Below are 14,495 nucleotides of genomic sequence, written 5' to 3' on the forward strand. Positions count from 1 at the left end.
CTATCATGGAAACTAGAGAGATTTTAGATGATGTTATGGCGTTTGCCTTAATATTAGCTGTATTCGTGCTGGCTCTGGTTCAATTGGTCAAAAATAGTATCAACATCCCGCGTAATGCAGTCCCTGTCATCGGACTATTGATAGGCTTGCTCATCGGAGCGGCAGCGTATCCTTTTACCGATCTGGATATCGTCCTTCGGCTTTGGGCTGGAGGGCTGGCTGGTTTATCTGCGACGGGGTTGTTTGAGCTAGCTTTTAAGGATCGCCGGGGGACGACGAAAGAGTAAATGGATAATAGGTTCAAATCATAAAAAAGGGCTGTTCCAAAACGTCTGAATAGACCTAAGGAAGAGCCCCATTGTTTTTTTACGAGATTACATAGTTAAGCTTCAGAACGAAAGCGTACTTCCAGGTAGCAAAGAGTACAGCCCTGCAAACCCTTCTCCTTCTAATATAGAAGTGACATGATCAATATGCGATTTGGGAGCATGAACGAGCACCGACCGGCGGCTAGGAACCGTTTGGAGCATTTCTCGAATGTCCGGTAAGCCTTGGTGGACTTTATAGCGAATGAGTGAGATTGTACATCTCGTGTCGCTAGATTCTTCTACTATAGAATGTTTAACGAGACGGTGCCCGAAACTACCTGCCGCCAAATGTCCCGTAAAAATCACATGGTTGTCAGGAGAAGCAGAGAGCTGGTGAAAGTACTCTTGTGCTTTTGCCGACTGCATCATTCCGTCATTGGTAAACACGATTGAGCTCTTGAGATTCAACAATGCCTTTGCACGTTCCTCTGAATTAGATACAATGCACAAGTTCTTTCTATTAAAAAGCATATCAACTCGCTGAATAGCGCCCTCTTTCAGCCATTCGGTCTTATCGCTCAAACCTCTTAAAGGAGCTATGAGCTCTTCTTCGACGATCAGCTGATCATCGGGGAAGCACTCGCTTGCCCATACGATCAATTCCTGGCTTCTGCCATGGATAGGCACCGGAAGTAGGATTGAACCCCCATTTTGCAGAGTGTTACAGATCGCTGACTCTAATTGCTGTAACTTTACAAGCTGCTCATCAGGATCCGCGCCGTAGGCGGCATCGATAATGGATAGATCTACGACATCTTTTGTTTCGGCTTCCATAATCGTTGGTGAATCTGCCATGAGCAGCAGCGACTCCTTCGTATAATCCCCTGAGAAAAATACGATTGTTCCGTCCCATTCGAGGATCAGCCAAACCGAACCTGCTAAATGTCCGCTTCGCCCCCATTGTACTCGAAGATTAGATGCAATCCTCAGCCAAGTCTGAGGGGGGATATGCTCCTCCAAATACATGAACTGGATAGATTGCTTATCTATTTCTCCATAAGGTAATGATGCGGACTGAGCAGCCACGTATTTATCCCATGCTTCGAAATAATCGGGAAGCTGTTTAACGGTAGCTTTCGTTGTCCATACCTTACCTGAATATCCATACTTATATAGTAGGGGAAGTGCTATCGAATGATCCTCATGCGCATGGGATAGAAACACTGCCTGCAAATGTGGGATGATGTCTATATCTAGCAGGGGGTATTCACCTGGACCTTCTTTTTTGACACCACAATCGAGTAGAATACCAGATTGCCCATCTTTGTTCTGCAAAAGATAGGAGGAACGGCCATGCTCTCCGGCCCCTCCCCAAATCGTTAGTGTGCTCATCGTTGTCTCCGCTTTCTATCTGGGCTTAAATATTCTAATACTAGTAGTAATATAGTAGTAACGCCGACAGAGATTACTGCCATGGCCATCCCCATCGCTACTGCACCTTGTTCAAACTGGGCAAAAATATAGGTCGCCGATGTCTGCATTAAAGGTGGAAGAATGAGTAAGGAGGCTACCAGTTCCCGATTGGAAATGGTGAAGGTCATCATCCATCCAGCCACCATCCCCGGTAGAATGAGTGGAAGCAGGATACGGCGGAACACATAAAGCTTGCTTCCTCCGAATACTTGTCCCGCTTGCATAAGGGAAGAATCGATCTGCCCATAGCTCGCTTTTACATACTGAACAGTATAAGGGATGAATAGTACAACGTAGGTAAGCACAACCATCCAGTAGGTGTTATAGAGCGGAATAGGCATCCAGCGGGCATTCCATAGCAGGATTAGCCCTACTACAATTACAATTCCAGGAACTGTATTGGGAAGTAGGCTGAATAGATCTGTAATTTTCTGCTTGAATGTAGCTCCTTTTCCTACAGTTAAGGCAAACCAAGTCCCAAGAATAACCGCGATACTGGAAGCAACGATGGCTAATGTGAAGCTATTTAATAAGGCCTCAAGACCTTGAGAACCCGGTGACAGCAGCTCTGCATAATGTTTTAAGGTTAAATTGCTCCAAGATACTCCTTCCCCTCGTAGCTTCAATAATGAGGCAGTTATGATTGAGAAATAAGGAATGCCGATAGATGCTAGAAGTAATAGAACAACATACCCCCAACTAAGAACCCCTATGATTCCCGTGCTTTTATAACGTTTGGTGCGAGTCCCTTTTCCGCCAATTAGGCGATAAGAGAAGCGACTGCTAATTAGAGTCTGGATGTACCACATGACGAGACAAACCCCGAGCAGCAAGGAAGCTAGTGAAGTAGCCTTTCCAAAATCTATTGGCCAACTAGAGATATACTTATGGATCTCAGAGGTCAGAACGTAAAAGCCGATCCTACGACCAAAGGTCGCAGGGGTACCAAATTCGGCAATCGTTTTGACGAAGATGAGAAGAGCTCCAAGCCCATAGCTGGATAATAGCAAGGGAATGATTACTCTTTTAAATCTGTAAAAGAACGGAGCACCATGAACAGAGGCTGCTTCCTCCAGATTGCCTCCGATCTGCAAAAGCGCATTACGCAGCAGTAAATACAGGAAGGGGAATAAATGCAGGCTCATGATCAGCACCATCCCTCCATAACTAAAGAAATACGGAGTCAGCACGGAGGAAGCGGGCAGAAACTGTTCCATATACCCACCCGTTTGCATAAATAACATCCAACCCATTGAACCAATGTATGGCGGAGTCATAAAAGGGATTAGTAGCACAACATCAAGCCAATTATGATGCCCTAAGTCCGTTTTAGCCATAATCCAGGCCAGAGGTAGTGCAAATAGCGTAGTTAGTAGAATAACGCTTACCCCGAGCCCGATAGAATTCAGCAGTACCTCAACCAGATCATGACTACCCATAATGGTTCGTAGTGGCGCGGCTATATCCAGCTGCTCATTGGGATAGATACTGGTCCAAAAAATGAGCAGGAGTGGCAGCAGTACGAGCACTGTCAGTATAAATAAAGCAAGTCCGCCGCTCACCCATTTAAATGAGCGTAAAGAGTTAATATTCATTACGCTTATTTAAAAATTTGTGTGAAGGTCGAGGAAACTTCATCACTATGTTCGTTCATCCATTCCCATTTCACATCAAATGTCTTAATTTCATCGAGATTTGCACGATTCTCTGCTTTCACATCGGTTCTGCCTGGCAATAAGTAGGCTTTAGCAACTAGCGCTTGAGCTTCATCAGATAGAAGATAGTCGATAAAAGCTTTGGCATTATCTACATTCGGGCTTGTCTTAATAATCGCAGCCGGGCGAGGGCTGATCACTGTTCCTTCAGCAGGGTAGACGATATCTACAGGCTCTCCATCAGCTTTTGCCTTATAAGCCATATAATCTACACCTGAGGCAACGACGGATTTAGCACCGGTAATAACCGGATCAAGTGCCTCCTGATTGGCGCCCGCCATCGCTACACCATTGCTTTTGTATTGTTTAAAAAGATCCCAACCGCTGTCCCCTTTAGCGCTTAAATATCCAGTTACAAAATCTAGAGCCGAGCCAGATAGCGAAGGATCTGGAATATTGACGGTTCCTTTCCATTCCGCTTTAGTTAGATCATCCCATGAAGTCGGAGGTGTGCTTACTTTTTTAGTATTGTAGACAATCCCCAGTGCGGATGCGCTATAGCTAAAATAATTACCATCAGCTGTGTCTGACCAATCGCTAACGAGCTTATCTGCATTAACCGCCTCTTTATATGGAAGCAATAAACCATCATTCTTCATCCCTTGCATGGACGGAAGGGAGGCAAGAACAACAACATCGACTACTGGATTGGACTTCTCTGCTTCCATACGGGCTAGTATTTTTCCAGTAGTGCCTTGGAACATTTCGACCTTCACACCGGTTTTGGCTTCAAAGCCGTCTTTAATTTTATTGGCTAGACCTTCAGGACCTGCGCTGTAGACGACAAGACTGCCACTCAGAGCTTTCTCTGTGGGTTGTGGTGCTTCAGTTTGAGCTGTAGTGTTAGCGGTTGAAGTCGGATTGCTTGCGTTAGCAGCAGGAGTGTTAGTAGAGCTACAGCCGGCTAGACTCGCTCCGATTATAGTTGTTAGAAGAAGTGTACTAAGTCCTTTAGTGTTATTCATTGATTTCAATGTGAATGCCTCCCTAATATTTTTTGTGCATCTTGCTGCATGGAACAGCATCATACGAGCTATTCCATGCAGTGGACGCTTAATTCAGATGATGGATCTGGTGCTCTGAAGCGTAGACCTGGATCGTTTCTCCAACAGGTAGACGTTGATCATGATAAGCGGTCCAAGTAGTTCGGTTCTCCATGTCCAGAATGACCTCATAGCGATCACCCATATAGCTCACATGTCGAATCGTCCCCGTAAATGGAAGAGAGGAAGCATCCTCCTGAGACCAACGTAAATGTTCCGGACGAAGCATTTGCTTATCGGGAACGATCCAGTTGGATTTTCCAATAAAATGAGCTACAAAAGGATGATTAGGTTTCTGATAAATCTCCTCAGGAGAACCTGTTTGTAAAATAGTTCCACCTTGCATCACGACCACTTCATCTGACATAGACATCGCCTCGGTTTGATCATGGGTGACATATAGAGCGGTAATACCCATGTTCCTCACCAAGGAGGTTAACTCCAGCCTCATTTCATCTCGCAAGACTGCATCCAGTGCACTTAACGGCTCGTCGAACAATACGAGTTGGGGTCTAGTAACTACAGCTCTGGCAAAAGCAACCCGTTGCTGTTGTCCACCGGACAGCTGATGGGGAAAGCGTAGCTCGAGTCCTTCCAGCTTTACGGATCGAAGGGCTTGCTGAACCCTAATCCGTAAATCCTTTTTCTGCTTAGAGGCACGAAGTCCGAAGGCGACATTCTCGAAGACAGTTAGATGCGGCCAGAGCGCGAAATCTTGAAAGACCATGCCAAAGTTGCGGCTATGGATGGGGCGACTAATTTTTTTGTTGCCTGAGAAAATAAACTCGTCATCCATTAGGATTTCTCCAGCATCCGGTGTTTCTAGCCCAGCAATCAGACGGAGTAGTGTCGTCTTTCCACAACCTGAAGGACCGAGTAATGTCGTAAAGCTTCCAGCGGGAATCTTCAGATCTGCAGCCTTCAAGGCATGCACATCTCCGAATTTCTTTTCCAATCTGTGGATTGTAATTTCCTTCATCTCTATCTACCTGCCTGTTCTTAAGCTTGTTCTTAGTGTAAAGGTAAAGAATTCCCGCTATATTTGCTGAATGTAACTGTGATATTAACTTTTTTGCCGATTTATTTTAACATTCATAGAATTCTTCTATGTTACCGTTTAGTGAATAGGCGAGGAGTGGATGATAATGAACCTTAATTTAATCAAGCTGGAAATCGTAGAACTGTTAAATAAACATAAGAAAATAACTACAGTAGCCGATAAACTCGGACTGAAGCAGCCCACCGTTACGTACCATTTGAAGAATTTAGAGCAGCAATTGGGGGAGAAGTTATTTGAATCCAGAATGGATAAAATGATTCTTACGGAGAGTGGAAAAGCGTTTCTTCATTATGCGACTAAAATCAATGCACTAGCTGCAGAAGCGGAGCGGGTTGTAAAAGAGTTCAGTCAGGCGGGGCGAGGAACGCTTAAGATTGGTGCCAGTTACGTTCCAGCTACTTATATTCTTCCGAAAATATTGGGGCTGTTTGGAGAACAACATCCGGGGATTACGATCTCTTTATCGGTTAAGCCTTCCCCTGTAATCAAAGAAATGCTGGCTAGCCATGAGATTGACCTTGGTATTTTGTCTACAGAATCTTTTTATCTACCAGATCTGCATACTCAAGCCTTGTGTGAGGACGAGCTCGTGCTTGTTTTTTCGCCATCTCATGAATTTGCCTCATTTTCTAATCTAAACCCGGCTATGATTGCTTCAGCAAGTTTTATATTACATGACAAGGAGTCGAGTACACGCCAACTGACGGATAAATGGTTTGAGCGTGAGGGGAATGAACCGAGGACCTATATTCTACTGGATTCACTGGAGGCCATAAAGCAATCGCTTATGAGTGGAAAGTACGTTTCGTTTATATCGCGTCTTGCTGTGGAGGATGAGGTAGCCAGAGGAAGATTGCTAATGCGCACCATTCCAGATTATAATTTTCAAAGACATATTTATTATTCGTATAACCGCGATCGTCATTATTCTCCTCTTATTGGCCTGTTCATCGATCAGATTCGAACGCTCCGTATTTAAATACACATAATGAAGGTATGCTAGAGCCATTATATATAAGAAAGAATACATAAAATATAAGGACTGTATAAATTGAGAAATTGGTGTATAATCTTAGATGCTGTGTCGCTTTACAGCGCAAAATAGTTGGAGATTTTCACGCAGTTTTATTGTATGATATGAGGAAACCTTTAATAGGCGATTTTTAGACAGACAATAATTAACACATTGATCCGGAAGAGAATGGGGGGAGCAGCATGACCGAACTTACGACTACCGTCAGCAAAAGCAACTCTAACAATCTGCTGCGACGGGACGTACGGTTCTTGGGGAACATTTTAGGAGAGGTCTTGGTTCACCAAGGCGGTAACGAACTACTAGAGATCGTGGAGAAAATTCGCGAAACCAGTAAATCGCTGCGCTCACTATTTTTACCTGAACTGCACAGTGAATTTAAGGAGTTAATCAATTCTTTGGATCCAGAGAACCGTCATCAGGTAATAAGAGCGTTCGCTATTTATTTTCAGCTCGTGAATATTGCCGAACAGAACCATCGGATTCGCCGCAAACGTGACTATGAACGTTCAGCTGGGGAGACAGTCCAACCCGGTTCTATAGAAAGCGCGATTAAAGAGCTTCGTGAACGTGATTTCTCTCATGAGGAAGTTAACGAGATTATTGCAGGATTATCTCTGGAACTTGTAATGACGGCACATCCAACGGAAGCTATGCGCCGTGCTATTCTCGATATTCATAAGCGGATATCTGATGATGTTATGGGTCTGGATAACCCTACCTTAACCTTCCGGGAGCGTGAACAGCTCCGTGAGAAGCTATTAAATGAAGTGATTACGCTATGGCAAACGGATGAACTGCGTGACCGTAAGCCTACCGTACTCGATGAAGTACGTAATGGGATGTACTATTTCCATGAGACGATCTTCCATGTATTGCCCGATGTTTATCAAGAACTTGAACGTTGTCTCAGTAAATACTACCCAGGGCAGAATTGGCATGTACCAACCTACTTGCGTTTTGGCTCATGGATTGGTGGAGACCGTGACGGTAACCCTTCGGTAACTTCTACAGTTACTTCACAGACCTTGCGCATGCAGCGTAAGCTGGCGATTCGGGAATATCAACGGATTATGCGTGAACTCATGAAATATCTAAGCTTTAGCACAAGTATTGTTAAGGTGACGCCTGAGCTAGTAGAATCCATTGAAGCTGATCGTGAGATCATTAATCTTGGCAAGATGGAAGAATGGCGCAATGATAATGAACCTTACCGTATTAAGCTTAGCTATATGATCTCCAAGACACAAAATGTTCTGGATGATGAGAAAAAAGATACTCTTGAGCGTTATTCTACACCTGAAGAGTTTATCGATGATTTGAACGTGATTGACCGCAGCTTACGGCATCACTATGCCGATTATGTGGCCGACACTTATATTAAGAAATTGATCCGCCAAGTGGAGCTGTTCGGTTTCCATACGGCGACACTTGATGTGCGTCAGCACAGTCAAGAACATGAGAATGCTATGACTGAAATTTTGGCGAAAATGAACATTACGCCGGATTACTCCAAACTGTCTGAAGATGAGAAGATTGAGCTACTGGAGAAGCTGTTGAATGATCCACGTCCAATCACTTCTTCTTATCAGACGTATAGTGAGGGTACAGAGGAATGTCTTGCAGTGTACCGGACGATCTTCGCTTCGCAAGAAGAGTACGGCAAACAATGTATCACTAGTTATTTGATCAGTATGGCAGAAGCGGCAAGCGATATTCTGGAGGTTATGGTCTTCTCCAAAGAGGTAGGACTATTCCGCAAAGATAATGACGGTACAGTCGTATGTACGCTGCAAGCTGTGCCACTTTTTGAAACGATTGATGATTTGCATGAAGCACCACAAATTATGAATAGATTGCTCAGCATGCCTATCTACCGCGATGCAGTAAGAGCAATGAATGATTTGCAGGAAATCATGCTTGGATATTCAGATAGTAACAAAGATGGCGGCGTGGTTACCGCTAACTATGAACTGCGTGTTGCTCTGAAAGAGATTACAGCTACAGCCGATAAGTTCGGAATCAAGCTGAAGTTCTTCCACGGTCGTGGTGGAGCGCTCGGTCGTGGCGGCATGCCGCTTAACCGCAGCATTCTGGCTCAGCCAGCCTCGACGATTGGCGGCGGCATTAAGATCACCGAGCAGGGAGAAGTTATCTCCTCCCGTTATTCGATGCAAGGGATTGCTTACCGCAGTCTAGAGCAAGCGACATCTGCGCTTGTGACTGCAGCGATCAATGCGAGAATTCCACAAGCGGATTTATATGAAGAGAAGTGGGAAGAGATTGTTGCCCGTATCTCTGAAGTTTCGCTTCACAAATATCAGGATTTGATATTCCGTGATCCGGACTTCCTGACTTATTTCAAAGAATCCACACCTCTGCCTGAGGTTGGAGAGCTTAATATTGGTTCACGCCCTTCCAAACGGAAGAACAGTGACCGCTTTGAAGACTTGCGTGCAATTCCGTGGGTATTTGCGTGGACACAAAGCCGTTATTTGCTTCCAGCGTGGTATGCTGCTGGAACCGGACTGCAGAGTTTCTATGAGGGTAAGGAAGAGAATCTGAAGGTAATGCAGCATATGTATGAGAACTTCTCATTCTTTACTACACTGATAGATACGCTGCAAATGGCTATCTCAAAAGCGGACTTGATCATTGCTAAGGAATACGCCAGCATGGGCAAGAACGAAGAAGCGCGTCAACGGATCTTCGGCCAGATTGAAGATGAATTCAAACTGACATCTGAGCTGATCCTGAAGATTACTGGTCAGCAGGATATCTTGGATAACGTCCCTGTGATTCAGGAGTCGATCAGACTCCGCAATCCTTACGTTGATCCACTTAGCTACCTGCAGGTTCAATTGCTATCTGAGCTTAGAGCGCTCCGTGAAATCGATGGAGACGATAGCGAATTGCTCCGCGAAGTATTGCTTACCATCAATGGCATTGCCGCTGGTCTTCGGAATACCGGCTGATATAGTCTTAACACAAAGAGTCCGCCCTTTATCGGGGCGGACTTTTTGTGCTTGTATAGGAAATTACGATAGCAGAATCATAGATCGAAAATAAAGCGATGCGCTGTGGCACACGCGTTATGGACTTTGCCAGGAATGTGTGCAAAGGATGCACAAAAGGAGCGCTGGAGCCCGTGTTTATTTGCATCTTTATAGGAATTACTGTCTGTTCGCACACATAAACATTTTTAAGTTTCATATTTCTCTGCTTCAGGGTCAAAATGCTGAATTAAAGGTAATTATTACCTGTAAATCGGTATTTCAAGCTCATTTCGATAAAATATAGGGAATTGTTCCCTTTATATCAGCTGAACTTGGTGTAATTAATTGAAATTGGCCAATATACAGGGAGAAATTCCTTATAACTTGGTCATAAAACAGCTGTGATCTAAGTTATAGGGAGGTTTTCCCTATAACTCGTTCCATCAAAATGAAACCCTCAACCTACACTGGAATTCTTACTCGCCAATTCACCGAAAACCCTGCGGAAAGTATAACAATGTCTGCTCCATATGCGACAAATTTAAACTAACAGAAGCCTATTCAACCGACGGGATGATTTTGTTGCTTAATACGAGCTATTTTGCTCATAAACTAAATATTGTGCTGCGAAGTGATTCTTTTGTCCTGAAAAATATTGTGGTGCTTTGCCCAATATTGATCTTTCAGGCCCTACCCAAGTAACCGAGATGTAAGCGAGGGTAAATAGTGTGGCACTTATTATTCAGGTGATGGAGTAGCGTAGAGAATGTTTGGAACTGTAGGAGCGTTAGCGATCGCCTTTATTGTCAGATTTCTACCGCAAGTAGCGGTTTTAAATCAGGAAATCTGACAATAACAGCGACCGGAAGTCCAAATATTTCTCGAAGCTACACTTAATCACCTATACCAAGTTGTCCAGTTTTTAACTCAGTTTACAGAGAAGGTTACAATACAATCCTTGATTTTTACACAAACTTGAATTACGATTTAATTGCTTGTACCGTGGATATTTGAAAATAAATACCAAGGGCGGCAAGTCTGGGGGAGTTAACAGGTGGAGAATTTGGAAGGCAGATTGACAAAGCTCGCCTTAAAAGGCGACCAAAGGGCATTTGCCGAGCTTGTGGAACTATATAAAGACAAAATATATCATCTGGCGTACCGGATGCTGAACAATCGCCATGAGGCGGAGGATATAGTTCAGGAGACCTTTTTGCGTGTGTATAGAAACTTGGATCGGTATGATGATAAACAGAAGTTCTCTACCTGGATTTATCGGATTGGTACGAACCTCTGTATTGATAGATTACGCAAACGGAAACCAACCTATTCGCTCGATGCAGATATGAACGATCAGGAGGGCCTTGACGGCTATTCGTTGATTCCAAGTGATAATGTAACACCTGAGACCGAATTACTGCTCTCTGAGACGCAGGGGCTAATCTATGAGGCCATTGACAGTCTGCCTGTGAAATACAGGTCTGTGATGATTCTTAGATACCTGCAGGATTTGTCGCTTCAGGAAATAAGTGACGTGCTCGACATGCCTGTAACCACGATTAAGACGCGTGTACACCGAGGTCGTGAATTTTTACGTAAAAAATTAGGCCCGAAAATGTAAAAATAGATTTTTTTTTATGAAACATCTTTGGGAGAGCGACGTATGTAAGTTAAGCAAGTCTTATGTGTCCTGACCCTTTGTCTTAGGATAATTAAATAGCACTCATGAAAGGATTGGCTCCTATGGAATGCAAACTGGCCGTCTCTATGATGCACGACTACTTGGATGACGACTTGCCCGATCAGCAGCAGAGGGAGTTGAAGGAGCATCTTCTATCCTGTCCAGATTGCCGTGCAAAGTTTAAAGAATTAGAACAGACAGATATGTTGATGTTCTCCCTAATGCATCAGAATCCTGTTGCCTCAGATGATCTTGTGAGCCGGATAATGAGTTCATTGCCAAAGACCAAGAAAGAAAATGCTTTTGTTACCTGGATCAAGAGACACCCTGCACTTACAGCGGCATCTCTGTTTCTTGTCGTAATGCTGATGAGTTCCGTAACTTTTTGGAGTCCAGATAGACAACTTGTAGTTAGAGGTGCAGATCTGGATCAAGTGGTTATCAAAGGGGATACTGTAATCGTACCTTCCGGCAAGATTATTACCGGTGACCTTACCATTGAGAATGGTAAAGCACAGGTATATGGGGAAGTAAACGGCAATGTAACAGTCATTGACGGTTCTTTGTATCAGGCTTCAACAGCTCATATTTCTGGGCAAGTCAAAAGCATAGACCAAGCGGTAAGTTGGCTCTGGTATAAAGTGACGAACATGTTCTCTGAAGTTGCCTACCGTTAAAGAAAGCGACAGTGGTTACCTTGAGCTGGAATATTATTTTGCGCCTCTTTTTCCGGAAAGATGGCGCTTTTTTGTTGCCTAAATTTAGAAAAATTAGAAAATGGGTGAGGGGCTAAACTTGCAACTGGAGCCCGAACGTTATAACCTAGATATTGATACAGATCTAACAGACATTTTACATAAACCCAGCTAATATGAAATGACGGGGGTTTTAGGCAATGAGTTATTTTACAGACTTAACATGGAAAGATTCCATTAAAGATATTATTGATATACTGATCGTCAGCTACATTATTTATAAAGTGCTTAATATGGTCCGCGGAACTCGAGCGATTCAGCTGCTGAAGGGGATTCTGGTCTTGGTTTTGATTTGGGCTGTGAGTACCATGCTAGACCTCTATACGCTCAAATGGCTAATGAATCAAATGTTTACATTCGGGGTGCTGGCGGTCTTTATCATCTTTCAGCCGGAACTACGAAGGGGACTGGAGCAGCTTGGACGAGGTAAATTTTTCGGACGGGCTGGGGAAAGTGATGAAGAACTCAGTAAATTAATTGGCGAAGTGATTAAAGCCGTAAATTATTTATCCCATAGAAAAATAGGGGCATTAATCGTATTCGAGCGAGAGACAGGCCTTAATGAATATACGGAATCGGGTATCGCCATGCGTTCTTTAGTCAGCTCTGAGTTGCTGATTAACATCTTTATACCTAACACCCCTCTGCATGACGGAGCCCTTATTATGCAGGGGAATCAGATCGCCGCGGCTGCATGTTATTTACCTTTGTCTGAGAACCCTTTTATTAGCAAGGAACTGGGGACAAGACATCGCGCGGCTATCGGGATTAGTGAGGTTGCGGACTCGGTGTCTGTCATTGTCTCGGAGGAGACAGGACAGATTTCTCTGGCCATCAATGGTCAAATTGTAAGGGACATTAAGGAAGAATCAATGATTTCGAAGCTCCATCAAGAGCTGAGTGTAAGTTCATCACTGAAGGAGAAAGGTTCAACTTTCTGGAAACGGAAGGGGGACAAAAATCATGGATAAGTGGATGAGCAATAACAATTTCAATAAGATTCTAGCCCTTGCATTTGGGATCATACTGTTTACTATGGTTCGTATCGACACTGCGCCTGTTGGACAGACCACGGTCGATACTAAATCGAAGATTATTGAGAATGTAAAGATCGAAGAGATCGGTTTAGATAAAGATAAATTTGTACTGGAATACAAGGATGTAGATAGTGTGAGTATGGAGGTTAAGGGGAAGAACTCGGATATCTCTTTTCAGTTCTCGGACGACTACAAAGTGACCCTTGATCTAAGTAAGGTTGAGCCTGGAGATAATACGTTGCCACTCTCATATTCATTACCTAGAGGTGTAACTCTTGTCAGAATGACTCCTAAAGAGGTCAACGTACATGTAGAGCTGCGAAATACAAAGTCTTTTCCCATAACATTGGTTACCAAGGGAGAACCAGCAGCAGGGTATCAATTAGGTACCCCAGTCTTGCAGCCTACGGATACTGTTGAGGTTACGCTGCCAGATAATGAGTTAAGCAAAGTGGTGAAGGTACAAGGCACCATTGAGCTAAATGGCGAGAACGAAACCTTTAAAGAGAAGAAATTGAAGCTGCATGCTTATGATAATGAAGGAAAAGAAGTGAAGGATGCCGTCATTGAGCCGGCTACCGTTTCGGTGGAATTGCCAATTACTTTGCCTTTTAAAAGCTTACCGCTGGATATTGGCTTTACCGGACAACTTCCGGGTTCTCTCGTCTTATCAAATGTGACACCTGAGCTGGAATCAGTCGTGGTATATGGTCAAGCCAATGCATTAGCTGCATTATCTACCTATGAAGCAAGCGTCGATCTTAGCGCTATAGATTCTGCAGGAACGAAGCAGCTGAAGGTAGAACTGAAACCTCCGGCAGGAACTGAGAAAGTAATGCCTGAAACCGTGAATGTTTCATTAACGATCTCAGAAATTGCTGAACGGACGGTTGAAGCGGTACCCATCAAGTTACAGGGTGTCGGTGATGAGTTTGAAGGAAGTATTGTTAATCCAACAAGCAAGGATATAGCCCTTACCTTAACAGGTGCACCTACTTTGCTAAATCAACTAAATAAAGACGATATAGGTGTTGTGGCTGATGTGACTGGCCTGACTGCCGGGACTCACGAGGTTTCTTTACGGGTATCACTGCCTAAATTCATCGCACTGGCTAATTCAAGTGTGCCTCTTACGGTAACTGTACAGTTGCTGTCACCTGCAACGCCGGTGCCTACGCCTCATCCAGACACGGGTAGTGTAACTACTCCTGAGCCAAGCTCTGAACCTGTTATAGGCGATGAGGAGGCCACTGAGAAGCCTACACATAGCGGAGAAGTCGGAGCTACAGCGACGCCTGTCCCCACGGATAGCAGTCCAGAGAATAATGGCACAGCTAACACAAGTACGAATTCCGAGAATCCTGTAGGTACAGGGGGAACGTAACCTTTTATTG

11 protein-coding genes are annotated in these 14,495 nt (G+C 44.1%); 7 read left to right on the plus strand and 4 right to left on the minus strand.

The genetic code is table 11. The features are described 5' to 3' along the window. The first annotated feature begins 5 nt into the window (after nucleotides 1-5). Nucleotides 6-287, plus strand: coding sequence for a holin (locus NSQ29_RS31245; protein WP_341126891.1), 282 nt, complete (start codon nucleotides 6-8; stop codon nucleotides 285-287). Between the two features lie 102 nt (nucleotides 288-389). Here NSQ29_RS31245 and NSQ29_RS31250 read toward each other — a convergent pair whose 3' ends face one another. From NSQ29_RS31250 to NSQ29_RS31265, 4 genes are all read right to left on the minus strand, one after another. Beyond that, a complete protein-coding gene (locus NSQ29_RS31250; protein ID WP_341126892.1) occupies nucleotides 390-1,700 on the minus strand; it encodes an MBL fold metallo-hydrolase in 1,311 nt (436 codons plus the stop codon). Continuing rightward, on the minus strand, nucleotides 1,697-3,376 hold the full coding sequence (locus NSQ29_RS31255) for an ABC transporter permease (RefSeq protein WP_341126893.1): 1,680 nt from the start codon (nucleotides 3,374-3,376) through the stop codon (nucleotides 1,697-1,699). Before NSQ29_RS31255 ends, NSQ29_RS31250 begins: the two co-directional genes overlap by 4 nt. A 5-nt stretch (nucleotides 3,377-3,381) precedes the next feature. Continuing rightward, nucleotides 3,382-4,461: an ABC transporter substrate-binding protein gene (locus NSQ29_RS31260; RefSeq protein WP_149647941.1), complete on the minus strand. Its 1,080-nt coding sequence runs from the start codon at nucleotides 4,459-4,461 to the stop codon at nucleotides 3,382-3,384. A gap of 88 nt (nucleotides 4,462-4,549) precedes the next feature. Next, on the minus strand, nucleotides 4,550-5,518 hold the full coding sequence (locus NSQ29_RS31265) for an ABC transporter ATP-binding protein (RefSeq protein WP_234537508.1): 969 nt from the start codon (nucleotides 5,516-5,518) through the stop codon (nucleotides 4,550-4,552). A gap of 166 nt (nucleotides 5,519-5,684) precedes the next feature. Here NSQ29_RS31265 and NSQ29_RS31270 point away from each other — a divergent pair, with 166 nt between their 5' ends. From NSQ29_RS31270 to NSQ29_RS31295, 6 genes are all read left to right on the plus strand, one after another. Beyond that, complete coding sequence (locus NSQ29_RS31270) at nucleotides 5,685-6,578, plus strand: LysR family transcriptional regulator (protein ID WP_042192084.1); 894 nt, start codon at nucleotides 5,685-5,687, stop codon at nucleotides 6,576-6,578. Between the two features lie 236 nt (nucleotides 6,579-6,814). After that, on the plus strand, nucleotides 6,815-9,607 hold the full coding sequence (gene ppc / locus NSQ29_RS31275) for a phosphoenolpyruvate carboxylase (RefSeq protein WP_341126894.1): 2,793 nt from the start codon (nucleotides 6,815-6,817) through the stop codon (nucleotides 9,605-9,607). A 1,075-nt stretch (nucleotides 9,608-10,682) separates the two neighbouring features. Then, nucleotides 10,683-11,249 carry an RNA polymerase sigma factor SigW gene (sigW, locus tag NSQ29_RS31280; protein ID WP_042192081.1) on the plus strand — a complete coding sequence of 189 codons (567 nt, stop codon included), beginning with the start codon at nucleotides 10,683-10,685 and terminating at the stop codon, nucleotides 11,247-11,249. A 122-nt stretch (nucleotides 11,250-11,371) separates the two neighbouring features. Next, nucleotides 11,372-11,986 (plus strand): zf-HC2 domain-containing protein, encoded by a 615-nt coding sequence (locus NSQ29_RS31285; protein WP_042192079.1) that lies wholly within the window; start codon nucleotides 11,372-11,374, stop codon nucleotides 11,984-11,986. Nucleotides 11,987-12,204: 218 nt separating this feature from the next. Beyond that, nucleotides 12,205-13,035 (plus strand): diadenylate cyclase CdaA, encoded by an 831-nt coding sequence (gene cdaA, locus NSQ29_RS31290; RefSeq protein ID WP_042192076.1) that lies wholly within the window; start codon nucleotides 12,205-12,207, stop codon nucleotides 13,033-13,035. Then, nucleotides 13,028-14,485, plus strand: a complete 1,458-nt coding sequence (locus tag NSQ29_RS31295; protein ID WP_076285559.1) for a CdaR family protein — start codon at nucleotides 13,028-13,030, stop codon at nucleotides 14,483-14,485. Before cdaA ends, NSQ29_RS31295 begins: the two co-directional genes overlap by 8 nt. Nucleotides 14,486-14,495 lie beyond the last annotated feature (10 nt).

Origin of the sequence: Paenibacillus sp. FSL F4-0236 (genome assembly GCF_038000135.1) — a bacterium.
GTDB lineage: Bacteria > Bacillota > Bacilli > Paenibacillales > Paenibacillaceae > Paenibacillus_AQ.

Excerpts from the sequence above, each read along its gene's own strand:
- NSQ29_RS31245 (WP_341126891.1), top strand. The coding sequence starts at position 6 with ATGGAAACTAGAGAGATTTTAGATGATGTTATGGCGTTTGCCTTAATA.
- NSQ29_RS31250 (WP_341126892.1), bottom strand. The coding sequence starts at position 1,700 with ATGAGCACACTAACGATTTGGGGAGGGGCCGGAGAGCATGGCCGTTCC.
- NSQ29_RS31255 (WP_341126893.1), bottom strand. The coding sequence starts at position 3,376 with ATGAATATTAACTCTTTACGCTCATTTAAATGGGTGAGCGGCGGACTT.
- NSQ29_RS31260 (WP_149647941.1), bottom strand. The coding sequence starts at position 4,461 with ATGAATAACACTAAAGGACTTAGTACACTTCTTCTAACAACTATAATC.
- NSQ29_RS31265 (WP_234537508.1), bottom strand. The coding sequence starts at position 5,518 with ATGAAGGAAATTACAATCCACAGATTGGAAAAGAAATTCGGAGATGTG.
- NSQ29_RS31270 (WP_042192084.1), top strand. The coding sequence starts at position 5,685 with ATGAACCTTAATTTAATCAAGCTGGAAATCGTAGAACTGTTAAATAAA.
- ppc (WP_341126894.1), top strand. The coding sequence starts at position 6,815 with ATGACCGAACTTACGACTACCGTCAGCAAAAGCAACTCTAACAATCTG.
- NSQ29_RS31285 (WP_042192079.1), top strand. The coding sequence starts at position 11,372 with ATGGAATGCAAACTGGCCGTCTCTATGATGCACGACTACTTGGATGAC.
- cdaA (WP_042192076.1), top strand. The coding sequence starts at position 12,205 with ATGAGTTATTTTACAGACTTAACATGGAAAGATTCCATTAAAGATATT.
- NSQ29_RS31295 (WP_076285559.1), top strand. The coding sequence starts at position 13,028 with ATGGATAAGTGGATGAGCAATAACAATTTCAATAAGATTCTAGCCCTT.